Source organism: Cognatundibacterium rugosum, from assembly GCF_014284365.1.
Taxonomy (GTDB): domain Bacteria; phylum Pseudomonadota; class Gammaproteobacteria; order Burkholderiales; family Burkholderiaceae_D; genus Undibacterium; species Undibacterium rugosum.
Window position 1 is genome coordinate 146,734 of record NZ_JACOGG010000001.1, and the last position, 24,737, is coordinate 171,470.

18 protein-coding genes are annotated in these 24,737 nt (G+C 52.8%); 10 read left to right on the top strand and 8 right to left on the bottom strand.

The window, feature by feature from the left end; genetic code table 11:
* Positions 1-18: 18 nt before the first annotated feature.
* Entirely contained in the window at positions 19-1,158 is a 1,140-nt protein-coding gene (locus tag H8K47_RS00635) for a BMP family ABC transporter substrate-binding protein (RefSeq protein WP_186879675.1), read from the top strand.
* A gap of 66 nt (positions 1,159-1,224) precedes the next feature.
* Here the strand turns inward: H8K47_RS00635 and H8K47_RS00640 are convergent, their stop codons facing one another.
* Together H8K47_RS00640 and H8K47_RS00645 are read right to left on the bottom strand one after the other, a co-directional pair.
* Complete coding sequence (locus tag H8K47_RS00640) at positions 1,225-2,151, bottom strand: LysR family transcriptional regulator (RefSeq protein WP_162019667.1); 927 nt, start codon at positions 2,149-2,151, stop codon at positions 1,225-1,227.
* A complete protein-coding gene (locus tag H8K47_RS00645) occupies positions 2,148-2,930 on the bottom strand; it encodes a class II glutamine amidotransferase (protein ID WP_186879499.1) in 783 nt (260 codons plus the stop codon). The genes H8K47_RS00640 and H8K47_RS00645 overlap by 4 nt, the downstream gene beginning before the upstream one ends.
* 150 nt (positions 2,931-3,080) lie before the next feature.
* On the opposite strand from H8K47_RS00645, the gene H8K47_RS00650 reads away from it, so the two are divergent.
* Positions 3,081-3,425 (top strand): hypothetical protein, encoded by a 345-nt coding sequence (locus tag H8K47_RS00650; protein WP_186879500.1) that lies wholly within the window; start codon positions 3,081-3,083, stop codon positions 3,423-3,425.
* A 47-nt stretch (positions 3,426-3,472) separates the two neighbouring features.
* Here H8K47_RS00650 and mnmE read toward each other — a convergent pair whose 3' ends face one another.
* The 5 genes from mnmE to rpmH form a co-directional block, all read right to left on the bottom strand.
* Positions 3,473-4,879: a tRNA uridine-5-carboxymethylaminomethyl(34) synthesis GTPase MnmE gene (gene mnmE, locus H8K47_RS00655; protein ID WP_186879501.1), complete on the bottom strand. Its 1,407-nt coding sequence runs from the start codon at positions 4,877-4,879 to the stop codon at positions 3,473-3,475.
* 707 nt (positions 4,880-5,586) lie between these two features.
* Positions 5,587-7,320: a membrane protein insertase YidC gene (yidC, locus tag H8K47_RS00660; protein WP_186879502.1), complete on the bottom strand. Its 1,734-nt coding sequence runs from the start codon at positions 7,318-7,320 to the stop codon at positions 5,587-5,589.
* Between the two features lie 8 nt (positions 7,321-7,328).
* Positions 7,329-7,637, bottom strand: coding sequence for a membrane protein insertion efficiency factor YidD (gene yidD / locus H8K47_RS00665; RefSeq protein ID WP_162019658.1), 309 nt, complete (start codon positions 7,635-7,637; stop codon positions 7,329-7,331).
* A 1-nt stretch (position 7,638) separates the two neighbouring features.
* The gene (rnpA, locus tag H8K47_RS00670; protein ID WP_186879503.1) at positions 7,639-8,049 is read right to left on the bottom strand and encodes a ribonuclease P protein component; all 411 of its coding nucleotides are present in this window, start codon (positions 8,047-8,049) and stop codon (positions 7,639-7,641) included.
* A gap of 55 nt (positions 8,050-8,104) precedes the next feature.
* On the bottom strand, positions 8,105-8,239 hold the full coding sequence (gene rpmH, locus H8K47_RS00675) for a 50S ribosomal protein L34 (RefSeq protein WP_061535510.1): 135 nt from the start codon (positions 8,237-8,239) through the stop codon (positions 8,105-8,107).
* 647 nt (positions 8,240-8,886) lie between these two features.
* Here rpmH and dnaA point away from each other — a divergent pair.
* From dnaA to dsr1, 4 genes are all read left to right on the top strand, one after another.
* A complete protein-coding gene (dnaA, locus tag H8K47_RS00680; RefSeq protein WP_186879504.1) occupies positions 8,887-10,281 on the top strand; it encodes a chromosomal replication initiator protein DnaA in 1,395 nt (464 codons plus the stop codon).
* Between the two features lie 273 nt (positions 10,282-10,554).
* Entirely contained in the window at positions 10,555-11,661 is a 1,107-nt protein-coding gene (dnaN, locus tag H8K47_RS00685) for a DNA polymerase III subunit beta (RefSeq protein ID WP_162019655.1), read from the top strand.
* A gap of 304 nt (positions 11,662-11,965) precedes the next feature.
* Complete coding sequence (gene gyrB, locus H8K47_RS00690; RefSeq protein WP_186879505.1) at positions 11,966-14,464, top strand: DNA topoisomerase (ATP-hydrolyzing) subunit B; 2,499 nt, start codon at positions 11,966-11,968, stop codon at positions 14,462-14,464.
* Between the two features lie 22 nt (positions 14,465-14,486).
* Positions 14,487-18,317 (top strand): anti-phage defense-associated sirtuin Dsr1, encoded by a 3,831-nt coding sequence (dsr1, locus tag H8K47_RS00695; RefSeq protein ID WP_186879506.1) that lies wholly within the window; start codon positions 14,487-14,489, stop codon positions 18,315-18,317.
* A 101-nt stretch (positions 18,318-18,418) separates the two neighbouring features.
* On the opposite strand, the gene H8K47_RS00700 is transcribed toward dsr1, so the two are convergent.
* On the bottom strand, positions 18,419-19,243 hold the full coding sequence (locus tag H8K47_RS00700) for an HNH endonuclease (RefSeq protein WP_222612702.1): 825 nt from the start codon (positions 19,241-19,243) through the stop codon (positions 18,419-18,421).
* A 626-nt stretch (positions 19,244-19,869) separates the two neighbouring features.
* Here H8K47_RS00700 and H8K47_RS00705 point away from each other — a divergent pair.
* From H8K47_RS00705 to H8K47_RS00720, 4 genes are read left to right on the top strand one after another with little or no spacing between them, the layout of a single operon-like run.
* On the top strand, positions 19,870-20,103 hold the full coding sequence (locus tag H8K47_RS00705) for a YtcA family lipoprotein (RefSeq protein ID WP_186879507.1): 234 nt from the start codon (positions 19,870-19,872) through the stop codon (positions 20,101-20,103).
* Positions 20,100-21,146 (top strand): multidrug transporter subunit MdtN, encoded by a 1,047-nt coding sequence (gene mdtN / locus H8K47_RS00710; protein ID WP_186879508.1) that lies wholly within the window; start codon positions 20,100-20,102, stop codon positions 21,144-21,146. The genes H8K47_RS00705 and mdtN overlap by 4 nt, the downstream gene beginning before the upstream one ends.
* Positions 21,143-23,080 carry an FUSC family protein gene (locus H8K47_RS00715; RefSeq protein WP_186879509.1) on the top strand — a complete coding sequence of 646 codons (1,938 nt, stop codon included), beginning with the start codon at positions 21,143-21,145 and terminating at the stop codon, positions 23,078-23,080. The genes mdtN and H8K47_RS00715 overlap by 4 nt, the downstream gene beginning before the upstream one ends.
* Entirely contained in the window at positions 23,055-24,542 is a 1,488-nt protein-coding gene (locus H8K47_RS00720) for a TolC family protein (RefSeq protein WP_186879510.1), read from the top strand. The genes H8K47_RS00715 and H8K47_RS00720 overlap by 26 nt, the downstream gene beginning before the upstream one ends.
* Positions 24,543-24,737: the final 195 nt, after the last annotated feature.

The window sequence follows — 24,737 nt, forward strand, 5'->3', positions numbered from 1 at the left end:
CACTGAAGGAAGTCCATGATGACAATCTCCCGTAGAAAAACCCTGGTCGCTGCAATCTCGTTTGCCGTACTCGGACTGGCCGCCTGCGGCAAGAAAGACGAAGCGCAGCCAGCTGCTTCCGCAGCATCCGGTGCCGCCGCTGCCAACAGCGCAGAAGCACTGAAAGTCGCCTTCATTTACGTGGGCCCAGTCGGCGACGCAGGCTGGACTTACGCGCATGACGCGGCCCGTAAGCAAGTCGAGGCACAGTATGGCGAAAAAGTAAAAACCACTTTCGTCGAAAACGTCCCGGAAAGCGCAGCCGATGCAGAACGCGTCATCCGCGATCTGGCCAGCCAGGGCAACAAACTGATTTTCGGGACCACCTTCGGTTATATGGAAGCGATGGTCAAAGTCGCCAAGGATTTCCCGGACGTGAAATTCGAACATGCAACTGGCTTCAAAACTGCTGCCAATCTGGCGCAATACGATGTGCGTACCTATGAAGGCGCGTATCTGGCCGGTGTCGCCGCTGGTAAGCTGAGCAAATCCGGCAAGCTGGGTGTGGTCGCTTCGGTACCAATTCCTGAAGTGCTGCGTAATATCAACTCCTTCACACTGGGCGCACGCTCTGTGAATCCGAATGCCACGACCAAAGTCGTGTGGGTCAATAAATGGTTTGATCCGGGCAAAGAACGTGAAGCAGCGATCACCCTGATCGGTCAGGGCGTGGACGTACTGATGCAAAATACAGACTCCGCCGCGGTAGTACAAACGGCAGAAGAAAAAGGCGTGCTCGCATTCGGCTGGGACAGCGACATGACTAAGTTCGGCCCGAAAGCCCACGTCGCCGCCTCTACCATAGACTGGAGCGTGTACTACAACAAACGTGTAGGCGAAGTGCTGGAAGGTAAATGGAAATCAGACACTACCTGGTGGGGCCTGAAAGAAAATATGATAGACCTCAAGTCTTTCAATGCCACGCTGTCTGATGAAGTCAAAAAACTCATCGCAGAACGTCGTCAGGGTGTGATCGATGGTACTGCACCTATCTGGAAAGGTCCGATCAAGGACAATACCGGTAAAGAAGTGCTGGGCAAAGATGCTGTCGCAGACGACAAATTCCTGCATGAAGTGAAGTTCTATGTGGAAGGCGTGGACGGTAAGGTTCCGGGCTAATACCGGGCGAAACTAAGCTGTCCCAAATAAAAACGCGGCTCACCAGTGAGCCGCGTTTTTTTATGGCTAAGCGCACACCTGTTGCGCTGACTCGGCAATGATTTTGCGTAACCATTGCACTTCCGCTGCCGCATGCACACGTTCATGCCAGAGCATGAAGAATTTCATTTTAGGCATAGGCACCGGCACCGGCAGCACTTCGATCGGCCAGTCTTTCGCACATTGCACCGCAAAGCTGCGGCTGGTGGTGAAGAGCAGGTCAGTACGTGACAATACATACGGCACCATGCCGAAGTAAGGCAGTGTCATCTGGATTTTGCGCTTATGCCCCAACTCGGCCAGGGCTGTGTCGATGATGCTGCGATGTCCAGCCATGTAAGGCGTCGGCGCCAGATGTGGCATATCCAGATAGTAGCGCAGCGACAGGCCTTTGCTGACTACGGGATGTTTGCGGTTGACCATGCAAACCAGCTCATCTTCAAACAACTGAGCGATATGCAATTGCGGTGGCAGATCCGGCCAGTTGCCGATCACGCAATCGAGTTCGCCGTTTTCCAATGCAGTCGCGTAATCAAAACCTGCATTCAGCGCATGGATCACCAGACCTGCATTGGGCGCCAGTTCACGCACTTTTTCCATCACCAGCGGCAGCAGTAACACACTCAGATAATCCGGAGCACCCAGATGAAATACGCGTTGAGTAGTCGCGGCGACAAAGGCAGGCGCGGGACTGGCGATACTCTCCATCACCTTCAGCCCCTGCTGTGCCAGTTGCAATAACTCCTGACCGCGCTCGGTCGGTGTCATGCCGTTTTTCCCGCGCACCAGAATCGCATCGCCAGTGATATCGCGCAGGCGCTTGAGCATATTACTGATCGCAGGCTGTGACTGTCCCAGCTTCATCGCGGTACGGGTCACACTGCGCTCAGTCAGCAAGGTGTGCAGCACGCGCAGTAAATTGGTATCGAGCTGATCGACCAGACGCGGGTTCATGCGGCCTCTCCTGCCAGCCAGACATCCCCATCAACGAAGACTTTCAGCTCACCGGGCTGGTACTGGGTCCAGCATTCATTATGGGTGAGCGGCTCGGTCACTATCACTGCCACCTTGTCGCGCGGTGTAGTCACTTCAGAAAAATCCACACTCATTTGTTCATCCGACAGACTGGCAGTAGGGAAAGGATACTGACGCACGATGTAGTGCAGCTTGGTCGAACAATGAGTGAACAAGGCTTCTCCATTTGACAGCATCAGATTGAAGGTGCCATAGGCCGCGATTTCAGCACAAATCTCTTGCATGAAGCGGCTCAATGCAGGCAAGTCCGGACTTTGCTCTCCAAAGCGTTCACGCATACGCTGTAGCAAATAGCAAAACGCAGTTTCACTGTCTGTGCTGCCGACCGGCAGAAAGCTGCCATTCAGCTGGGGAGCAAAATTTTTCAGATCACCATTGTGGGCAAACACCCAGTATTTTCCCCAACATTCGCGCACAAACGGATGGCAGTTTTCCAACGTCACTTCGCCCTGCGTCGCTTTGCGGATATGTGCAATCACGTTTTCAGATTGGATCGGATAGCGTTTAATGAGCTCTGCCACCGGCGAACTCATCGCTGGCTGATGATCGACAAACAGGCGCACGCCATTGCCTTCAAAAAAAGCGATACCCCAGCCATCTTTATGCTCATCGGTCAGACCGCCGCGCGTCGCAAAACCGGTAAAGCTGAACACGATATCGGTCGGGGTATTGCAATTCATTCCTAGTAATTGACACATGATGCAAAGTTTAAATGTTCACACGATCTACCTTAACATAAGCCGGCTGGCTATTGCGCTCTGGGCTGTGCAGAACACGTAAATCCTTGCTAACTGCCGCACTTGCTGTGCTATATTGGTAATTAATTAAGCAATGCAGATGGAGGGGAAATGATTTATCACGGCTACTTATACGACTCTATCATCAGAGCTATCCCGGAACTGGCTGAAGTCGCGCCAACACAGTATCCTGCACTGCTGGAGGCAGCGCAGCAAACGGCTTTCAACAGTCAGCGCCGTCACTGGAGGGCAGTTGCCAGCGGTGCAATCTACATCCTAGCCTTTGTAGCGTTTACGTACGATTCCGAGCTGTTTGGCGCGCTGTTTATGGTAACGCTGAGCTTCTTGCTGCAATTGTTGGCCGATTATATCTACCTGCGTACCCTGCGCCCTGCAGTGCTGGCTTTGCTGGATCATGAACAAAAACCTGCATCTGCCGGCGTCCAGCACGCCTGACAGATACACCGAGCTGGCAGGACGCGATAAACCGAACTGCCTGACGCTTATTTACCGATACAAAAACGCGAGAAAATCACACCCAGCAAATCATCACTGGTGAATTCACCGGTGATGCTGTTGAGTCTGTCCTGCGTCAGGCGCAGTTCTTCAGCGAATAAATCGAGTAACTGATCATTTTGCGCCGCATACTCCGCCGCCTGCAGCAAATGTTCGTGCGCGTGTTTAAGGGCAATCAGATGACGTTCACGTGCCAGATACAGGGATTCACCGGTTTGCTCCCAGCCCGCGATACGCAGCAATTCCTGGCGCAATAAATCGATCCCGATATGGTCCTGCGCCGACAGATAGATGTGCGTTGCGTCGTCCATAGGATCGACACTGGCATGATGGCCCGACAAATCAATTTTGTTCCACACACGGATGACAGGCACGCCATCCGGAAAACGCGCCACGATGCCTTCATCGGCGCGGGTAGGGCCACGGCTGGCATCCAGCAAATGCAGGATCACATCGGCTTTTTCTACTTCGGCCCAGGTGCGTTCTATGCCTATGCGCTCGACCGCATCTATCGCATTCACAATGCCACCCGGCTCCGCATCATCATGTTCATGCCGGATACCGGCGGTGTCGATGATGTTGAGCGGTATGCCTTCGATGTGGATGGTTTCGGTGACTTTATCGCGCGTGGTTCCGGCAATCGGTGTGACGATGGCGACATCGTCACCGGCCAGTGCATTGAGCAATGAAGATTTGCCCACATTCGGCTGCCCGGCCAGCACCACGTTCAGACCCTGACGCAATAAAGCGCCTTGTGCAGCCTGTTCAAATACTTTTTGTAAAGCGGCCTGTATGGTGCTGAGCTGACCGCGTGCATTGGATTTTTCCAGGAAGTCGATTTCTTCTTCAGGAAAGTCCAGCGTCGCTTCCACCAGCATGCGTAAATTCACCACCTTATCGACCAGCTCATGGATCACGCGCGAGAACGCGCCGGATAAGGATTGCGAAGCCGACTTAGCAGCGGCTTCAGTCGAGGCTTCGATCAGGTCGGATACGGCTTCCGCCTGCGCCAGATCGAGCTTGTCGTTGAGGAAGGCACGTTGTGTAAACTCGCCAGGCTCGGCCAGCCGCAAACCCGCAGACTGCCCCGCTTCCAGGCAACGGCTCAGTAACATCTGCATCACCACCGGTCCGCCATGGCCTTGCAGCTCCAGCACGTCTTCGCCGGTGTAGGAATGCGGTGCTTTGAAATAAATCGCAATGCCCTGATCGATCACACTGCCATCGGCTTGTGTGAACGGCAGATACGTTGCATGGCGCGGTTTGAACTGGATGTCGTTAAACAAAGCCCGTATCACCGGGCCCAGGTCTTTGCCCGAAATACGGACAACGCCGATACCACCGCGTCCGGGCGCGGTTGCAATAGCGGCGATAGGGATAGGTTCATAAATCATAAGTAAATTCTATCTGTGCTCTGAGTTGGCACCCAGTAAGCTTGTGGTTTCGATGGGTATTGTGTGACGGAAATGCGACAAAGTGTGTGGACTTGGTTATTTGGCTTCGTGGATGCTTTGCCTAAGCTTTGCCTGAGCTTTGCCGGGGGTGGCCCGGCGGCCACTCCCTTTTCTTTGCTTCGTCAAAGAAAAGGAAGCAAAAGAAAGACGACCGCCCTACGGGTGCTTACGCTACGCTCCAGCACAATTGATGTACTCCGTAAAATGGGAAATGACCGCAACTCGCTGCGCTCAGACAGCGGTCATTTCTGATCCATTTTCCAGACCACATCAATTGCGTCGTCTCAAGCGGATAGCATTCAGGCTACGGACGATTGTTGCGCGTAGGCGTGGAGTGCTTTCCGCTCAGGCACTGCCTTTGATGCGAGCTAAAAAATGGAATCAGAAAGCTTCGTTGTCTGAGCGCAGCGAGTTTCGAAGCTTTCCCATTTTTTGGCTCGCAGCAAAGGGAACCCCGCAGGGGCAGTGACATTGCGGTCGCCTTCTTTTTGCTTACTTTTTCTTGGCGAAGCAAGAAAAAGTAAGTGGCCGCCGGGCCACCCCCGGCAAAGCCCCCACGAAGCCCACTAAACAAACTCGGGCACTACCCTCATTGTCCCAACCAAAAAACAAGCCCGCATCTGCGGGCTTGTTGAGTGCATCAGGCATTAGGCCTTGTGCTCTGGCGGGATCATCTTGTTATTGATCACCCATTGCTGACCAATAGACAGGATGTTATTCACTACCCAGTACAACACCAGGCCCGACGGGAAGAAGAAGAACATGACCGAGAAAATCAAAGGCATGAACATCATCATCTTCGCCTGTACCGGATCAGCCGGCGCAGGATTGAGCTTGGTTGTGATAAACATAGAAATCGCGTAAATCACAGGCAGAATGAACAGCGGATCTGGCGAGGTCAGATCGGTGATCCAACCCATCCACGGCGCGCCGCGCATTTCCACACTCGCTTGCAATACCCAGTACAACGCCAGGAAAATCGGCATTTGGATCAGGATAGGGAAGCAGCCGCCCAGAGGATTGATTTTCTCTGTTTTGTACAACTCCATCATGGCCTGATTCATTTTTTGCGGATCATTTTTATAACGCTCACGCACAGCCTGCATCTTCGGAGTGACGACTTTCATTTTCGCCATACTGCGGTAACCGGCAGCAGACAAAGGGAACAGTGCCAGTTTGATCGCGATCGTGAAGACCACGATAGTCCAGCCCCAGTTACCGATCACGTTGTGGATCAGTTCCATCAGCCAGAACAGCGGCTTGGCGATGAACGCGAGCATGCCGTAGTCTTTGACCAGGTCCAGACCAGGTGCAATTTTTTCCAGGCTGGCGGTCGATTGCGGACCGGAATACAAACGCAGGTCGCTGGCCACTGTCGCACCCGGTGCCACGCTGCCGACTGGCAGGATGTTACCGACTGCATACAGATTGGTATCGATTTTCTTGGTGAAGATGTCGCGCTGAGTTTTATCAGCCGGGATCACGGCAGACACGAAGAAATGCTGCAGCATCGCAAACCAGCCACTGTCGGCTTTCATCGCATGGCTGGCAGTATTTTTCTCGATTTTTTCGAAATCCAGTTTCTGGAATTTTTCTGCTTCGCTGTACACGGCCGGTGCATAAAATTCACCGGTCGCGGAGAACATGCCGCCGGATTCAGGCTTAGTACCGTCATGCAGCAACTGCATGTAGACCGAAGGCGTAATCGCCGCAGCCGTGTTATTGGTGATTTCATGACGTACATCGATGATGTAGTCACCACGTTTGAAAGTCAGGGTCTTAGTCAGCTTGACGCCGCCGACTTCCGATTCCAGTACCAGTTGTACCTGCTTGGCGCCGTCAGTGAGTGTGCGCACACCTGGCTTAGCCACAAAGGCAGATTTATGGTTAGGGAAATTACCACCGATCAGACCGGATTGCGCCAGATAAGTACGTTTTGCACTTTGATCAAACAGCACGATATTCTGAGTAGGCTGGGCTGTTTTTTTGCTGTTGAACAGTTCCAGGAAAGGCTCATACCAGTGATCGTGATGCACGGCTGCCTTGAACTGCAAGAGTTCCAGACGCTTCAGCTCACCACCCTGAGTATCGATATCCGCTTTGAATACGTCGGTCGTGATCGTGATCACTTCACGCTTGATTTCAGGCACGCCCGGTACTGCATCGGCAGCCTGAGCAGCGGCAGCAGCTGTCGCAGCCGGTAAAGTCCCTGCATTGGCAGAGGCACTGGCAGCAGCGCTGGCTTTCGGATTCTGTTGTGCCTGTTGATTGGCGCTAGGGAAAAACATCGAAGCCTTGCCAGTATGGCGGGCCCAGTTATCCCAAAGCAGCAACAGTGACATGGAGAAGATAATCCACAGGACGGTACGTTTGATATCCATTTTGTATGTCAGGAAAGGTGAGAAGAATGACCCTTGCTGTCAGTCTGCTCAGCGTGGGCAGGACAGCATTGGACGGATATGGGGGCGTTTGCTTTTTTTTCACCTGCGGCAGGCACGTGATCGACACCGCCCGGATGCCAGGGATGGCATTTGCACAAGCGTTTGCCGGCCAGCCAGCTTCCTTTGGCAGCGCCATGCAGCTGAATGGCTTCTGCTGCGTATTCAGAACAGCTGGGATAAAAACGACAGTTCTGCCCCAGCATAGGACTGATTGCGTACTTATAAAAGCGTAGCAACAGGAGCAGCAGCGTTTTCATGTCAGCCCGTCAGTTTGCAAGCCGGTGCAGCGAACAGACGTAGCAATTCCGCCCGCAGCTCACGTTTAAGCTGGGCAGTGGTGGCAGGACCATCTTTGCTGTTCACAGGCCGCGACAGACGCACGATGCAATCCACGGATTGCAAAGCAGAACATCTGAAAATCTCACGCGTGACGCGTTTGATCGTATTGCGGGTCACGGCACGCGGCGCAAAGCGCTTGGCAGCCACCACCCCCAAACGGGCATGTGTCAGTTCATTGGTTCTGGCATAGAGCACAAAGTGCGCAGTTTTAAACACGGGCCGCAAACGAAAAACGGATGAAAACTCATCCGTTTTAACGATGCGGCGTACGCGGGCAAAATCTGCATTGCCTGCATTGGCCAGAACCGGGTCAGCTAAATGATTGATCATGCGATATCAGCCGGGGCTGGCGCAGACCAATTATTTACAATCAAGCTGCCAGATCTCAGGCTGCCAGGCGTTTACGGCCTTTAGCGCGGCGCGCGTTCAGAACAGCGCGGCCACCGCGGGTTGCCATACGTGCGCGGAAACCGTGGGTGCGCTTGCGGCGAACGACGGAAGGTTGGTAAGTACGTTTCATGTTGGTCTCGCTATTTGAGCAATAAAAAAAATCGGAATTACGGATAAAGGCTGTCGTGCATACGACTTCGGCTCGCGCATAACGTCAGGCCTTTCGCCTTTACTGCCCCAAAACCGCTGCTCATGGCTTGCTGCATATTAGTACAAACAATGCACCATCCAATAAAAGAGGGTAGGGAACCCTGAATTAGACACCATTTTTAGCTTACGTGTCAATCACTTAGCACAAAAATTAATCAAAACGGGTTTACTGCCAGTGGTGCAGTGCAAAGAATAAATTTAATCATCAGGCTGTGGATAACTACCGCAGTCGGGGGTAAAATAGAGGATTAGCGCGGCACCGATTTATGTCTGTAAGACAACTTTTACCCGGATATCCTTGATTTAACTGGTAAAAGTCCCTGAGTCAGCTGTGGAAGACTGGCGAGTTATACACCGTGGATTGCACAGCAATCCGGCGTCACTGGCTGACATTCCACACATTCCTCCGATAAAGCGGCAACCGCGCATTTGCATTTAATACCTGGGATTGACGCAAAATTGTCCCGGCAAGGCCCGGCGACGCCAGTACATTTGTACGTTTGTACGGCAAAAACCATGACGCCGCCGGAGCGGTTTTGCGTAAGTCCTCATACAGTAAAGTTATTCATGGAAAATTTCTGGCAAGCCTGTTCTTCCCAACTTGAGCAAGAGCTTCCTCCGCAACAGTACAGTGCCTGGATCAAACCGCTGGTACCGCTCGATTTTGAGAACGGTAAGCTGCGCATTGCTGCGCCTAACCGTTTCAAGCTGGACTGGGTCAAAGCCCAGTTTGCGAATCGTATCTCTGAGCTGGCGAATCAGTACTGGGATGACGCGGTCGAAGTCCAGTTCGTGCTTGACCCGCGCGGTGGCAAGAAGCCGGTCGCCGCTTCGTCTGCACCTGCGCCTGCGCGCGCTGGCAGCGATCAGGACCATGGCACGCTGAGTGTGGAAATTATCCAGGAACCGGCGGCTGCGCCAGAAACCTCGCCACGCCGCGAGCAAAGCCGCATTAACTCTGACCTGACTTTTGACAGCTTCGTGACCGGTAAGGCCAACCAGCTGGCACGTGCCGCCGCTATCCAGGTCGCGAATAATCCCGGTGTCTCGTATAACCCGCTGTTTTTATATGGCGGCGTTGGCCTGGGTAAAACGCATTTGATCCACGCGATTGGCAACCAGATTCTGGTCGATAACCCGAATGCCAAGATACGCTACATCCACGCTGAGCAATATGTACGTGATGTGGTGACCGCTTATCAGCGCAAAGGCTTTGACGAATTTAAACGCTATTACCATTCGCTCGATCTGTTGCTGATCGATGATATTCAATTCTTTGGCGGTAAAAGCCGCACCCAGGAAGAATTTTTCTACGCCTTCGAAGCGCTGATCGCCGCGAAAAAACAAATCATCATCACCAGTGATACCTATCCAAAAGAAATCACCGGCATGGATGACCGCCTGATCTCGCGCTTTGATTCCGGCCTCACGGTAGCAATTGAGCCGCCTGAGCTGGAAATGCGGGTCGCGATTTTGCTCAAAAAAGCGCATTCGGAAGGCGTTAATTTCTCTGACGACGTAGCATTCTTTGTGGCGAAACATCTGCGCTCGAATGTGCGTGAGCTCGAAGGCGCGTTGCGTAAGATTCTGGCCTATTCACGCTTCCACGGCAAAGACATCACGATAGACGTGGTCAAAGAAGCGCTGAAAGATTTGCTGTCGGTGCAGAACCGTCAGATTTCTGTGGAAAATATCCAGAAAACCGTGGCTGACTTTTTCAATATTAAAGTCGCCGACATGTATTCGAAAAAACGTCCGGCCAATATTGCGCGGCCACGTCAGATTGCGATGTACCTCGCGAAAGAACTTACCCAGAAGAGCTTGCCGGAAATCGGCGAACTGTTTGGTGGTCGCGATCACACCACGGTCTTGCATGCAGTACGTAAAATCGCCGCTGACCGGGCTAAAAATCCGGAATGCAATCACGAATTACACGTGCTGGAGCAAACCCTGAAAGGCTGATGCGCGACAGCTAGCCAGCGGCCCACCCTGTCCGCGCTACTAACAAGCGCGTCATCAGGGGGCAATAAGAAGGGTTTAAGCTGCGAAGGCCGCCAATCTTGCCGGGCACAAATTTTGCAGGATTTCCAACAAGAAAATTGTTGCAGGCAGCAAGCAAGAAATGCACAACAGATGGCAAAACATCTGACAGAACCGACGATATACGTGACAATTATGTATAGCAGGGATGTCAGTTATTTCAACCCTAACAACCACAATTAGCGAGGATTTCAAATGCAATTGGTAAAAACCCACCGGGACACACTGCTCCGGCCTTTGCAAATTGTGAGTGGTATTGTCGAGCGTCGGCACACATTGCCGATTTTGGCCAATATCCTCATACGCAAAGATGGTGAGCAAGTGTCGTTCCTCTCGACCGATATTGAAGTGCAGATCACGACCAAGGCCGAAATCGGCTCCGGTGGTGACAGCATCGCCACCACCGTGGCTGCACGTAAATTGCTGGATATTCTGCGCGCACTGCCAGACGATAATGATGTGGTACTCAAGCTCGACAACAAACGCATGAGCGTACAGTCCGGCAAATCACGCTTTTCGCTGCAAACCCTGGCAGCAGAAGAATTCCCGACTGTAGCGCAAGCCGAGCATTTCAATGCCAGCGTGAGTCTGCCGCAAAAAACGCTGAAACACCTGTTCAACATGGTGCATTTCTCCATGGCGCAACAGGATATCCGTTACTACCTGAACGGCTTGCTGCTGGTGGTCGATGGTAAAAACGTGATTGCGGTGGCGACTGACGGTCACCGTCTGGCTTTCTGCCAGGTAGAAGTGGAACAGGAATTCCCACGCCACGAAGTGATCATCCCACGCAAAACCATCATCGAATTGCAGCGCCTGCTGGAAGACAAAGATGATCCGGTACAGCTGGACATCGCTAACAATCAGGTGAAGCTGACTTTTGCTGACATCGAACTGATCTCCAAGCTGGTCGAAGGCAAATTCCCTGACTTCAACCGCGTGATCCCTAAGGGCTATAAAAACAGCTTTACGCTGGGCCGCGAACAGCTGCTGCGCTCGCTGCAACGCGCTGCGATCATGACCTCGGACAAGTTCAAAGGTGTACGCTGTGTGATCACTCCGGGCAGCATGCAAATCCTGTCCACCAATGCGGATCAGGAAGAGGCAGCGGAAGAAATCGAAATCGATTACGGAGGTGATAACGTCGATATCGGCTTCAATGTCAGCTATCTGCTGGACGTATTGAACAACCTGAAATGCGACCAGGTCAGCATCTCGCTGGGCGATTCCAATTCGTCCGCACTGATCACCATTCCAGACAACACGGACTTCAAATACGTCGTCATGCCTATGCGAATTTAAGCCTGACATCAAGCCTGACTCCCCCTCTGCCGCTGGCGGCCGGGGGGAGGGATGAGGTGCAATCAGTGCGGCAACAGCAATATGCGCAAACTGATTTCACACTGCCGGTCTGAATTCAATGCTAAGGCCATATCAAGCTGCAAGCAAACCGACAGCCCATCCTCATCCCGCTCTGCTGACATCCGCAAAAAGCATAAGCGCATCGTGCAACAGTCAGCATCGAACTGTCAGCCGCGTGAAGAGCAAAGCAGTAAGACCGAATCAGTAAGACCATATCAGTAAGACCAAATAACAGAAGGTAGCCATGTCCGATAACACCCAAGACAACACTCCAGCGCAGCCAAATCAATCTTACGGCGCGTCCTCCATCCAGATTCTGGAAGGCCTGGAAGCCGTGCGTAAGCGCCCCGGCATGTACATTGGCGATACCTCGGACGGCACTGGCCTGCACCATCTGGTATTCGAAGTGCTGGATAACTCGATTGACGAATCCTTAGCCGGTCACTGTACAGAAATCAATGTCACCATCCATTCGGATAACTCGATCTCCATCACCGACAATGGCCGTGGTATTCCGACTGGCATTAAATGGGACGACAAAAACGATCCTAAACGCAGCGCTGCTGAAATCGTGATGACCGAGCTGCATGCCGGTGGTAAGTTCGATCAAAACTCCTATAAAGTCTCCGGCGGCCTGCATGGCGTGGGTGTCTCCTGCGTGAATGCACTGTCCAAATTGCTGAAGCTGACTATCCGTCGCGATGGCAAAGTGCATCAGATGGAATTTTCTAAAGGCGTGGTACAAAACCGCGAACTGGAAACCGTCGACGGCGTCGTCACCTCCCCGATTAAAGTCACTGGTGAGACCGATAAACGCGGTACCGAAGTGCATTTCTGGGCCGACGAAGAAATCTTCAATCACGTCGAATTCCATTACGAAATTCTGTCCAAGCGTATCCGCGAATTGTCCTTCCTGAACAATGGCGTACGCATCAAACTGAATGACCACCGCACCGGCAAAGAAGAATTATTTGCCTTCGAAGGCGGCACCCGTGGCTTCGTTGAATACATCAACAAAGCCAAAAGCGTGCTGCATCCAACGATTTTCCAGGCGACCGGCGAACGCATGTCCGACCAGGGCACCAACATCACCGTTGACGTCTCCATGCAATGGAATGATGCCTACAACGAACAGGTACTGTGCTTCACCAATAATATTCCCCAGCGCGACGGCGGCACCCATCTGACCGGCCTGCGCGCTGCGATGACACGCGTCATCAACAAATACATCGAAGAACACGAGTACGCGAAAAAAGCCAAAGTCGAAGTCACCGGCGACGACATGCGCGAAGGCCTGACCTGCGTGTTATCCGTCAAAGTACCAGAACCAAAATTCAGCTCGCAGACCAAGGACAAATTAGTCTCGTCAGAAGTACGCGGCCCGGTGGAAGAAATCGTCGCCAAAACCCTGACCGACTTCCTGGCTGAAAAACCAAACGACGCCAAAATCATTTGCGGCAAAATCGTGGAAGCCTCACGCGCGCGCGAAGCAGCCCGTAAAGCGCGCGAACTGACGCGCCGCAAAGGCGTGATGGATGGCCTGGGCCTGTCGTCGAAACTGGCTGACTGCCAGGAAAAAGACCCGGCGCTGTGCGAACTCTACATCGTCGAGGGTGACTCTGCGGGCGGCTCGGCCAAACAAGGCCGCGACCGTAAATTCCAGGCGATTCTGCCACTGCGCGGTAAAGTGCTGAACGTAGAAAAAGCCCGCTTTGAAAAAATGCTGTCGTCCGAACAGATCACCACCCTGATCGCCACACTCGGCACCAGCATCGGCCCGGACGAATTCAATGTCGAGAAACTGCGCTACCACCGCATCATCATCATGACCGATGCGGACGTTGACGGCGCCCACATCCGTACCCTGCTGCTGACCCTGTTCTACCGTCAAATGCCACAACTGGTGGAACGCGGCCACATCTACATCGCCCAGCCACCACTGTACAAAGTCAAAGCCGGCCGCGACGAACGCTATCTGAAAGACGATGCCGAAGAAGCCCAATACATGATGACCGTGGCCCTGAATGGTGCCGCGCTGATCCCTGGCACCGGCGCCGACCCGATCATGGGCGAAGCACTGGGCGAACTGGTGCGTCAGTACAACCTGGCCAATGCCGTCATGACCCGTTTAACCCGCGTGATCGACCGCGCCGCACTGACCGCCATCATGACCGGCGTGACCCTGAAACTGGACAGCGCCGAAAATGCACAAGCATCTGCCGAAGCCATGACCGCCGCGATTGCCGACCCATCCGTCAAAGCCGTAGTACGCAGCGACGAATTGTCCGGCAGCTTCAGCCTGCGCGTAGAACGTCTGCACCACGGCAATATCAAAGTCAGCCAGATCGACGCTGATTTTGTCGATGGCAATGACTACAAAGTGCTGGAACACGCCGCCCACACCTTCACCGGCCTGATCGGCGACGGCGCATTCATCCGTCGTGGCGAAGGCGAAAAAGCCAAGGAAATCGCAGTACAAGACTTCCACAACGCCATGCTGTGGCTGCGCGACGAAGCCGAACGCGGCGTTTCCAAACAGCGCTATAAAGGTCTGGGTGAAATGAATCCGGAACAGCTGTGGGAAACCACCATGGACCCAACCGTACGCCGCCTGCTCAAAGTCCAGATCGAAGACGCCATCGCCGCCGACCAGATCTTCACCACCCTGATGGGCGACGACGTAGAACCACGCCGCGCATTTATCGAAGGGAATGCGTTAAGGGCGGGGAATATTGACGTTTGATTTGTTTATCGGGAGCCAGTGAGTGCAATTTGTTATTAACGGTCCCGATATTCCAGATGCGCTCTTGCAAGCGCACGAGGAAGGTCACGTTGTATTTTTCTGTGGAGCTGGTATTTCTTACCCTGCCGGCTTACCGGGTTTTCAAGGGTTGGTAGAACAGATCTACCAAATAAGTGGGACGGTGCGTACGGAAATTGAACGCAACGCCTTCGAACGTGGACAGTTTGATGCCACTCTCGATTTATTAGAGCGACGTCTACCTGGCCAACGTCTTACTGTCCGTCGTGCTCTAGCTCAAGCCCTAAAGCCAAAACTCCGTCGGAAGGGAGCTACCGATACCCAGGCTGCGCTGTTGCAGTTAGGGCGCAGCCGTGAAGGTGCACTGCGACTGGTAACTACCAACTTCGACCGTATCTTTCATACAGCTGCAAAACGTACGGGCCAAGCATTCAATGCCTACACTGCACCGATGCTGCCCCTCCCTAAAAACAGCCGTTGGAACGGGCTAGTATATCTACATGGTTTGCTAACCGAAATAAATGACGATACTGCCCTCAATCGTCTAATCGTGACCAGTGGTGATTTCGGTTTAGCTTATCTGACAGAACGCTGGGCAGCACGTTTCGTGAGCGAGCTTTTCCGCAACTATGTGGTCTGCTTTGTTGGCTACAGTATCAACGACCCAGTGCTTCGCTACATGATGGATGCACTAGCTGCTGATCGGATGCTAGGTGAGGTCACACCTCAGGCCTGGGCATTAGGTGATTGCGAACCGGGGCAAGAGCACCTAAAGACAATTGAATGGGAGGCCAAAGGTGTTACCCCCATTCTTTACAACGTACCTCGGGGCAGCTACGACCACTCCTTATTACATCTAACTCTCCAAGTTTGGGCAGAAACCTACCGTGACGGTGTACAAGGGAAAGAAGCAATTATCGTTAAACATGCCCTGACACACCCACAGGAAAGTACGCGCCAAGATGATTTTGTCGGGCGAATGTTATGGGCCCTATCAGACAAATCAGGCTTGCCAGCAAAACGCTTTGCTGACTTCAATCCAGCTCCACCGCTGGACTGGCTGCTAGATACTTTTACTCGGGAGTACTTCGGGAAGGGAGATTTGCCTCGCTTTGGCCTATCACCAAATAACGCAGCAGTTGATGAAATACATTTCAGCCTAATTCGACGGCCTGCACCGTATGAGCATACAGCATCGATGTTACTTGCCTCCGGTGGTATTTTGAGCAGCCAGTGGGACGACGTGATGCTCCATATTGCTCGATGGCTGGTGCGCCACCTTGGTGACCCAAGACTAGTCATTTGGGTGGCTCAACAAGGTGGGCAACTTCACGACCATATGCATTGGTTGATTGTGGATGAGCTCAATCGTTTTTCGTCACTTGAGCGTGACGGTAAAATCTACGAACTAGATGAAATCCGTCTGCACGCGCCAAAAGCTATTCCTAACCCATCAATGCGCACATTGTGGCACATTATTTTAAGTGGCCGTGCGAAATCACATTGGCGCAAACCCGATCTATATAGATGGGAAAATCGGCTAAAAAGTGAAGGTTTGACCACTATTTTGCGGTTGGAGTTGAGAGAGTTGTTAGCACCCAAAGTGATGCTGAAGAAGCCGTTTCAATGGGATGCTGACAATTCGAGTAATGAAAAGCCCACACGAATAAAACAGTTGGTGAATTGGGAGCTCGAACTGGCTACTGATAACGTGCAATCTACTTTGTGCGAACTGACTGATGAGCACTGGACATCAGCTCTGCCACACTTGCTGGAAGATTTTCAACAATTATTGCGTGATGCATTGGACCTGTTATGTGAATTGGGTGAAGCTGACAGCCGCAATGATCAATCACACTGGGATTTACCTTCGATTACTCCGCATTGGCAAAATCGAGGATTTCGTAATTGGGTGACACTAATCGAATTGATACGAAATGCTTGGTTGGTAATTTACGCAAGCGACCGTACGCGAGCGAAACGAGTTGCGCAAAGCTGGTTTGAACTACCATATCCAACATTCAAACGCCTTGCTCTGTTTACCGCCAGTCATAATGACTGCATTCCTCCCGATAAATGGGTGGAATGGCTGCTGTCCGAAGGAGCATGGTGGCTCTGGTCCACAAATACGGGACGGGAGGTGTTCAGGTTGTTCGTTTTGCAGGGTCAACATTTGCCATTATCAACACAGGAAAAACTAGAAACAGCAATTCTCGCTGGCCCCCCGAGGGAAATGTACAGGGATGATCTAGAGGCAGGTGAGAGGCAGAACTTGGTGGCTCGCTCCATCTGGCTACACCTGGCTAAATTAAAATCATCGGGCCTCACGCTCGGAATAACTGCAGCGGCACGATTTGCTGAAATATCTGCTATCTATCCAGAATTGCAATTGAGTTCAAACGATCGTGAAGAGTTTGCGAACTGGATGAGCGGTACTGGTGACCCAGACTACGAGGATAACCGAGATGTAGATATCGCTCCACGCAAGCGAAAAGAGTTGGTGCAATGGCTCACAAAAACTACGTCTGAACGACGACCTTTCTACGAAGATACATGGCGTGATGTTTGTCGCTCACGCTTCTTTCAAAGTTTGTCTGCGCTGTGTGATCTGACAAAGAATGAAGTATGGCCAACGGGTCGATGGAGCGAAGCACTACAAGTCTGGTCTGAAGAAGGAATGGTATTGCGTTCCTGGCGAAACGCTGCCCCGTTATTACAGGCAATGCCTGATTCGGTCCTTAATGATATTGCCCAGAGAATCACGTGTTGGGTCGAGGCCGCATCCAAATCCATCGACTGTCATCAAAACATCTTGCTAGAGTTGTCCCGTCGAATTCTGAGACTACCGCTTGAAGCAGACCAAGGCTCTCGCCTCTTTCGTAATGACGTTGAAATATTTGATCCTGTCGGTTCTGCTATAAACCACCCCGTTGGGCATATCACACGCGCCTTGATCAATCTATGGTTCAAAGAGAACCCAAGCGACAATGATCGAATTCCTGCAGAATTCAAACCCATGTTCTCCGAACTATGCGACACACGTGTGGACCGATTCCGCCATGGGCGAGTACTTTTAGCTTCACAATTGATCGCTTTTTTCCGTTTGGACCGTACATGGTCCGAGCAGTATCTTTTACCGTTGTTTGACTGGAACAATCCTAACGAAGCAAAGTCTGTTTGGGGTGGCTTCCTATGGTCGCCACGCTTGTACCAGCCGTTAATGGTTGCAATTAAGGCTCAGTTCCTTGATAGCGCAAACCATTTTGCCGATCTTGGCGATTATCGCCACCAGTTCGCCGCGTTTCTGACTCACGCAGCACTTGGGCCGACTGAAGGATACAGCGTTGAAGAATTCCGATCTGCGATTAGTGTTCTTCCGCAAGAAGGCTTGGAAAAGTCAGCACAAGTACTATCACAAGCGCTTGAAAGTGCTGCGGATCAACGCGAGAACTTTTGGAAAAATCGTGTCCAACCTTTCTGGCAAAAAATCTGGCCAAAGTCACGCACTTTAGCTACCCAAAGAATCGCAGAATCTTTGACTCGTCTAGCAATTGCTGCGAGAAATGAGTTCCCCTCAGCCTTAATTGAAGTGTATGACTGGCTACAGCCTATAAAACACCCAGACTATGTTGTGCTACTACTGAACAAATCAGAGTTGTGCATACAATTTCCTTTAGAAACACTTAGGCTGCTGGATGCCATCATTGAAGACCAACCGTGGCCCCCGGAACAGTTACGCTTTTGTTTGGATCAAATCGAGCAAAAAGAATCAAACCTTATTCAAGATTCCCGATATTTAAGATTGCGGGAATACTGTCGGAGGCGTGGAATATAAAATTGTTCAGATACACGCCTCAGCATAAGCAGTGAAGTATCTTAAGGAGAGCCAAATGGTTGAACAACATTTTTTGTAAAAGTTCAATGAAGCAGTCTCCTTTACTTCGCTTCCCCCCCCAACATCACTTCCCTATGCCTAGCCAAAAACTGATGATGTGGCGCGAACCGTTCCGGCAGTGTAACTGGCTTACCCTCTAGCTGTAAAAACGCCGTCTGCATGAAGGATTCATCGCGGCGGCTTTTGAGTTTTTCACTCACGATGATTCTAAAATTCTCATCCAGACTAATCAGGTGTTGGTCAAATGCGCGGTCGTGGATCGCGGACAGACAGAGGCCATTCGCGGGGTTCAAGCGGTTGTTGGGGTCTTCGCTCCACGGGATGATGTGGCTTGCGATCAGCAGCTTGGGTTCCGCCAGGCCGCTCATACAACAGCGCTCACGATAACTACTCAACACCGTGCGACGGAAAAAGCTTTGCTTCTCGCGTTGTAAGACGCTGACCAGACGATTGTTGGCGGAGTAGTCTGGTGTATCTAACTCCGTGACTGCATTCGCCTCTGCTTGAATAGGGTCGGATACATCGGATGAAGGCTGCGATGGCGCCTGTGCTTGCTGTAAGCGCGTGCGATGCACGATGGCGTCTTCGGTGAGCTGTTCCCAATTTTGCTTAAACTCGTCCCACACTTGGCGATCTATGCGCGAGGCATTTTTTAAGCCGCTGCGGCCAGTGCTGGTAATCATGTTGTCTAAGCTGGCGAGATTGACCAACTTCATGGCGACGGCAGAGGGGGTACGATCAATCAGCTTTGCCAACTCGATGATTTCTGGGTTGCGTCCATGCAGGCGACCGAAAGGTAATTGGCAATACAGGTAGTAAGCCAACTTCACTTCATCTACGGTCCAGTCGCGTCGTCCCATGCTCATTATTTTTTAAATCGAGATAATTAGCATACAGGAAATGTTTCTCAATATCTATCTTTACACTCACCATCTCCAAACCAACATCCGCATAGATATTGGCCTGCAGGCCAAAATGGGCTGGAGAAGTCCATTTCATGCGGGCAGATGTGGGGGAGTCGTCCTGCTGATTGAGGTATTGGTTCGCCCGGCGATCAGGTCACGCGGGTCAATACCTTGTCATATTCACTTGTTATGTTGAGCGAATTGTCCATGCTGTGCTGTACACCCGGCATGGCTTTGACACTAAGACATATAAAATTATAAACTTCACTTCCAATCAAATCGACACCCCGGGGCGCTATACTGAATTAAGCGGCCTGAAGCGGTTTAAATGGCTTTAAATTGTTTAGGACTTACGCAAAATTGTCCCAACAAGGCGAAACAGCCCTTTGGTGCGTTAGGAAACATCGCTGGTAAGCGATGTCCGTTACGCCAGCAGGCAGTACGCAGTGTACGACAAGGAGCCACAACGCCGCTGGGGCGGTTTTGCGTAAGTCCTATTGTTTTAAATGCTTGTACGTAGTTTTACGCTGTTGATAGCCCAGATGACGACGACACGATTGCCCAGGTTTTTGAGCCTGACATTTTTTTTGCTGACCCTGACTGCCTGCGTTTCGCCGCAGGCGCCGTCGTTGATCATCGCTGGTGCTTATTTTCCGGCCTGGCTGTTATGTGCGGCGCTGGGTGTGATCGTTGCGATCGTGTTTCGACTAGCGCTGCTGAAACTGAAGCTCGCTGATTTACTTCCCTATCCCCTTTTTCTCTGTCTTTCAGTTGGTGTGCTGGCTGCCATGCTGATCTGGCTGATCTGGTTCGGACGATGAATTTACCTACTCAACAAAAAGCCCTGATCGGCAAACTTATCTCCTTGGGCATCATCCTGGGTGCGATCATTTTTGCAGCGTACATCTGGCGCCATCAAGCGCAGTTTCCAGCCAGCGAAGAAGCCAGTATTGATGCGGAGGTCACGCATGTTGCCGCTGCGGTTGGTGGCCGTATCGTGAAGATTGCGGTGCGCGAAAATCAACTCGTCAAAGCCGGTGATATCTTGTTTCAGCTCGACCCGGTACCGTTTCAACTGGCAGTGGAACAGGCACGCGCCGATCTGGCGCTGGCTGAAGCAACGCTGGCGACCAAACAGCGTGCTTTGGCGGTACAGCAAAGCAATGCCAACATCGCCAGCAAGCAAATTAAGCGCAGCAGTACCAATCTGAACTTAGCCAGCAGCACAGTGGAACGGTTGCGGCCTTTAGCGGCTAAGGGCTTTGTGCCGCAACAGCAGCTGGATCAGGCCATCGCGATGGAACGCGATGCGGAAATCAGTATGCAGCAGGCACGTGAACAAGAAGCCGCCGCGCGGCAAGCGATAGATACCGTGGATAGTTCGCTTGCAGCGGTCAGTGCGCGTCAGGCTGCCTTAAACATGGCATTGCGTGCATTGGAAGACAGTACGGTGAAGGCAGTGACTGCGGGCCGGGTGGTCGGTTTAGCGGTCGCCCCCGGCGAGACGCTGGCCCCGTTTCAAAGTTTATTCACGCTGGTGAATACGGAGGAATGGTTTGCCATGGCGAATTTCAAAGAGAGTGAATTAAGCCATATCAAAGCCGGTGACTGTGTCACGGTGTACTCGATGATCGATAAAAAAATACCGATTAAAGGTCAGGTGGAGAGCATAGGCTGGGGTGTCAAAGATACGGCGCACATCGCCTTGCCACGCTCGGTTCCGTATGTCGAACGGTCCTTAAACTGGGTCAAGGTGGCGCAGCGTTTTCCGGTGCGCATCCATTTGCATCATCCGCCTGAACATCTGGCACGAATGGGTGCCAGCGCTCTGGTTGAATTAAATCGCGGTGCGGCTTGCCAATGAAGCCTGACGCCGTGCAGCCCAGCCTGTGGCGCGAACTGGTCGCCTGTCGTCCGGGGCGCGCCAGTTATGCCTTGCGCATTACCGGCTGTTGCATACTGAGCTGTTTGCTGGTGCAGTATTATCAAACTCCCGAGGCGGCACTGTCGGTATATATCGTATTTTTTCTGGTCAAACCGGATCGTCACAGCAGCATCGTGCAGAGTATTGCTGCGGTGCTGCTGATGGGCTGCATCGTCGGTTTGCTGCTGCTGATTATCCAGCAGGTGATCGACGATCCCGTCTTGCGTCTGGCCAGTATGGCGGCACTCTCGCTGTTTTTTATGTTTGCTGCACTGGCGAGTAAATTGCGGCCTGTCGCCAGCATTCTGGCCTTGATTTTTGCGTACACGCTGGATCTGGTCAGTCAGGCTTTTATCGGTGAACTGGCGACACGCGCCTTGTTGTACGGCTGGCTGGCGGCGATTATTCCCGCCGGGGTTTGCCTGTCGCTCAGCTTACTGTGTGCACCGGGCGCGGCGCAGTTGCTGCGTCAAACGCTGGCCTATGATTTCCGGCTGGCGGCCACCCGGCTACAGCAATCGGATCATGCGTCCGATGCCTGGCGCGAAGTCTTGCAGGATGATCAAAGCCAGATTCAACAATGGCTCAAGCTGAGTGCCAAAGAGCGTGATGCCAGCGATCTGCCTCAATTGCAACGCTGCTGCACAGCGCTGGGGCCACTGTGTATTCTGATTGAGCAATTGGGCAGGACCTGGTCACCCTTACCCGGTGGCCTGAGTACATCGCAGCTGGCACAATTTCTCACTGCGTGTAGCAATGCGCTGGAAGCACGGCAGGCACTGCCTGATTTTCCTCCACTCAGTGCTGCTGACGCCCGCCATCACACGCTGTGTGAACTGGCCAGCTTATTTCGTTTCATCAGCACAAACACACCAACCGCTGAGGCTGCTGAGCTGAGCGCGGGTACGGCAAAGCCAGTATCAGGCTTTTGGCTGGCCGATGCATTCAGTAATCCCGATTATCCGCGCCTGGCGCTAAAAACCACGGCTGCAGCATTGTCCTGCTATCTGATCTATAGCTTGCTGGATTGGCCGGGTATACACACCAGCCTGATCACCTGTTACATCGTGGCGCTGGCGAGTACCGCCGAAACCCTGCAAAAGCTGCGCTTACGCCTGATTGGTTGCCTGATCGGCAGTACGGCCGGCATCGCCACCATTTTACTGATCATGCCGCAGATAGAGACGCTGGCGCATTTGCTGGCGTTAATCGCCGTATCCAGCCTGGTGGCGGCCTGGGTCGCGGCGGGCAGTTCACGGATAGCCTATGCCGGTTTGCAAATCGCTTTCGCTTACTACTTGTGTGTGCTGCAAGGTCATGGCCCGGCGTTTGATCTGGTGGTTCCACGCGACAGGGTAATCGGTATCGTGCTGGGCTTATTGGTGGTGTATCTGATCTTTGTGCATATCTGGCCAGTCAGCATGGCGCGTCAGATCGACAGCGGCCTGCTGCAGGCACAAGCGCTGTTCACGCGGCTGTGTCAGCCGGATCACAATAAGCTGACTCCGCAACAGCGTTATGGCTTGCTGAATCAGATCGCCATGCAATTAAATCTGGTGCAGCGTGCATACGCTTTAATCACGCTGGAGCCGGATACTGTGCGTCCCACGCCGGGATGGCTGGAACAACGCCAACATTTACTGCACAGCTTGCAGCTCTTGTGCCAGCAGCTGGTGATGAGGTCGAACAGCGCAATTACCTCTATGCGCCAATTACGCCATGTGCTGTTACAGCTGGCTGAGTTATTGCCGGTCAGCTCAGCCACACTGTGCAGTGAAACGCTTAACGCACTATGCCTGCAATTGCATCAATTGACTCAGCGGCACGCTAACCCAGATTGTCTTAGCCATGAAACTCTTCAGTCCCCAGCTTAAGCCTTTGCTATTGATCAGCCTGTTCGCTGCACATTGCGCGATACTGGCCGATGAAAAAATTCCGGCCCGACCGGATTTGCCCTGGCCCGCACCAGGCACGTCTGGCCATAGTCCGTTTAGTTTTCCGGTTAATCCTGACTTACTCAAACCAACGGCGACCGTTGCGCTGAGCCAGCAGGCCTATACACTGGCGCAATTGATCGACCTGGCGCGCGAACATCATCCGGCGACGCGCATCGCTTGGAACGAAGCTAAAAAAGCAGAGCTGCACAGTGCGCTGGTGGACAGCAGCTACCAACCCAAACTGAGCGCGAGAGCCGGTGTCATCGCGCAGCAAACCAGCAGCGACCTGAGCATCAGCCAGCTCCAGGCTGGCAGTCAGCACAGCAGCCAGGGCGGCATCGTGGCGCTTACGGCGGACTGGTTACTCTACGATTTTGGCAGCCGCGCTGCCTTACAAGACGCCAGCAAACAAGCCAGTACCATGGCCAAACTGGCCTATAGCAGCGCGCACCAGCAACTCATACTCAGCATCGCGCTGGCCTATTATGCGCATGCTGCGGCACTGGCGCGCCAACAGAATGCAGCGACCTCACTGGAGAATGCAAAACTGATCGTCGACGCTGCCGAACAGCGCTACAAGAAAGGTATAGGAACGGTGATCGAAGTCGCTCAGGCCAGACAAGGGCAGGCCCAGGCGAATTTAGTCTGTGTGCAGGCGCAGGCTGCTGAGGAAGATGCCTATCAGGCGCTGATCACCGCACTTGGTGTGACACCATCCGGCCGGCTCGTGCTGGCGCCATTGCCGCAACGCCCTTTAAGTCTGAACCTCATCCCGCCTCTGGATCAATACATAGAACAAGCCTTGGCGAAGCGGCCCGATATCGCCAGCAGTTACGCGGCACAATTAGCCAGCCAGGCTGCGATCCGGCTGGCTGAAGCGGAATTCAAACCAAAAATCATCGCGGCTGTCACGCTGGCACAAGGCAGTGGCGGCATCAGCAGTACAGCGATTTCACCTGCTGGTCACTTTAGTCCGTCATTGGACCTCGCGGGCTCGCGCCGCAGCGCCGGTTTGATGCTGGGATTCAGCCTGCCTTTGTACGACGGTGGCACGCGCCAGCTCTCACTGAGCAAGGCACGTCTGGACGCAGAAAACGCTGGCCTGCGCGCGCAACAACTGCGTGATGAGGCGGTGCGGCAGATTCTTCAGACCAGGAACAGCCTGATCAAAAGTATTCATGCCTGGCTGGCGGCACAAGTCCTGGTGGATGCGGCACAAACCACTTACAATGCGGCCTATGAAGCTTATCGCAGCGGGGTCGGCACCCTGACCGATTTACGTTTAAGCGAGAGCCAGTTATTGGCGGCGAAAACCAGCCAGAATGACAGCTACAGCGCCGCTTTATCGGCCTCTGTCTCTCTGGCTTTTGCCAGCGGCAGCCTGGGCGCTGCCCCCTGATATGACAGACTCAAACGCCGCATTTCAGACTGTATGATATCGGTAAAAAAAGACATGCCAAGACGCCATTCCGAACGTGGCATTCCCCCGCTCTTTCACCCATCTTTTTGCATGCGTGGCGTGTTCCACCCATGTTTTTTGCTCATGCTATGATGGCCGCGCGTTTAGTCGTATGACTATTTGTTCAGATGTCTA

Bases quoted from the DNA above. Each gene is read 5' to 3' on its own strand.
- H8K47_RS00635 (WP_186879675.1), top strand. From the start codon at position 19: ATGACAATCTCCCGTAGAAAAACCCTGGTCGCTGCAATCTCGTTTGCC.
- H8K47_RS00640 (WP_162019667.1), bottom strand. From the start codon at position 2,151: ATGAACCCGCGTCTGGTCGATCAGCTCGATACCAATTTACTGCGCGTG.
- H8K47_RS00645 (WP_186879499.1), bottom strand. From the start codon at position 2,930: ATGTGTCAATTACTAGGAATGAATTGCAATACCCCGACCGATATCGTG.
- H8K47_RS00650 (WP_186879500.1), top strand. From the start codon at position 3,081: ATGATTTATCACGGCTACTTATACGACTCTATCATCAGAGCTATCCCG.
- mnmE (WP_186879501.1), bottom strand. From the start codon at position 4,879: ATGATTTATGAACCTATCCCTATCGCCGCTATTGCAACCGCGCCCGGA.
- yidC (WP_186879502.1), bottom strand. From the start codon at position 7,320: ATGGATATCAAACGTACCGTCCTGTGGATTATCTTCTCCATGTCACTG.
- yidD (WP_162019658.1), bottom strand. From the start codon at position 7,637: ATGAAAACGCTGCTGCTCCTGTTGCTACGCTTTTATAAGTACGCAATC.
- rnpA (WP_186879503.1), bottom strand. From the start codon at position 8,049: ATGATCAATCATTTAGCTGACCCGGTTCTGGCCAATGCAGGCAATGCA.
- rpmH (WP_061535510.1), bottom strand. From the start codon at position 8,239: ATGAAACGTACTTACCAACCTTCCGTCGTTCGCCGCAAGCGCACCCAC.
- dnaA (WP_186879504.1), top strand. From the start codon at position 8,887: ATGGAAAATTTCTGGCAAGCCTGTTCTTCCCAACTTGAGCAAGAGCTT.
- dnaN (WP_162019655.1), top strand. From the start codon at position 10,555: ATGCAATTGGTAAAAACCCACCGGGACACACTGCTCCGGCCTTTGCAA.
- gyrB (WP_186879505.1), top strand. From the start codon at position 11,966: ATGTCCGATAACACCCAAGACAACACTCCAGCGCAGCCAAATCAATCT.
- H8K47_RS00700 (WP_222612702.1), bottom strand. From the start codon at position 19,243: ATGAGCATGGGACGACGCGACTGGACCGTAGATGAAGTGAAGTTGGCT.
- mdtN (WP_186879508.1), top strand. From the start codon at position 20,100: ATGAATTTACCTACTCAACAAAAAGCCCTGATCGGCAAACTTATCTCC.
- H8K47_RS00715 (WP_186879509.1), top strand. From the start codon at position 21,143: ATGAAGCCTGACGCCGTGCAGCCCAGCCTGTGGCGCGAACTGGTCGCC.
- H8K47_RS00720 (WP_186879510.1), top strand. From the start codon at position 23,055: ATGAAACTCTTCAGTCCCCAGCTTAAGCCTTTGCTATTGATCAGCCTG.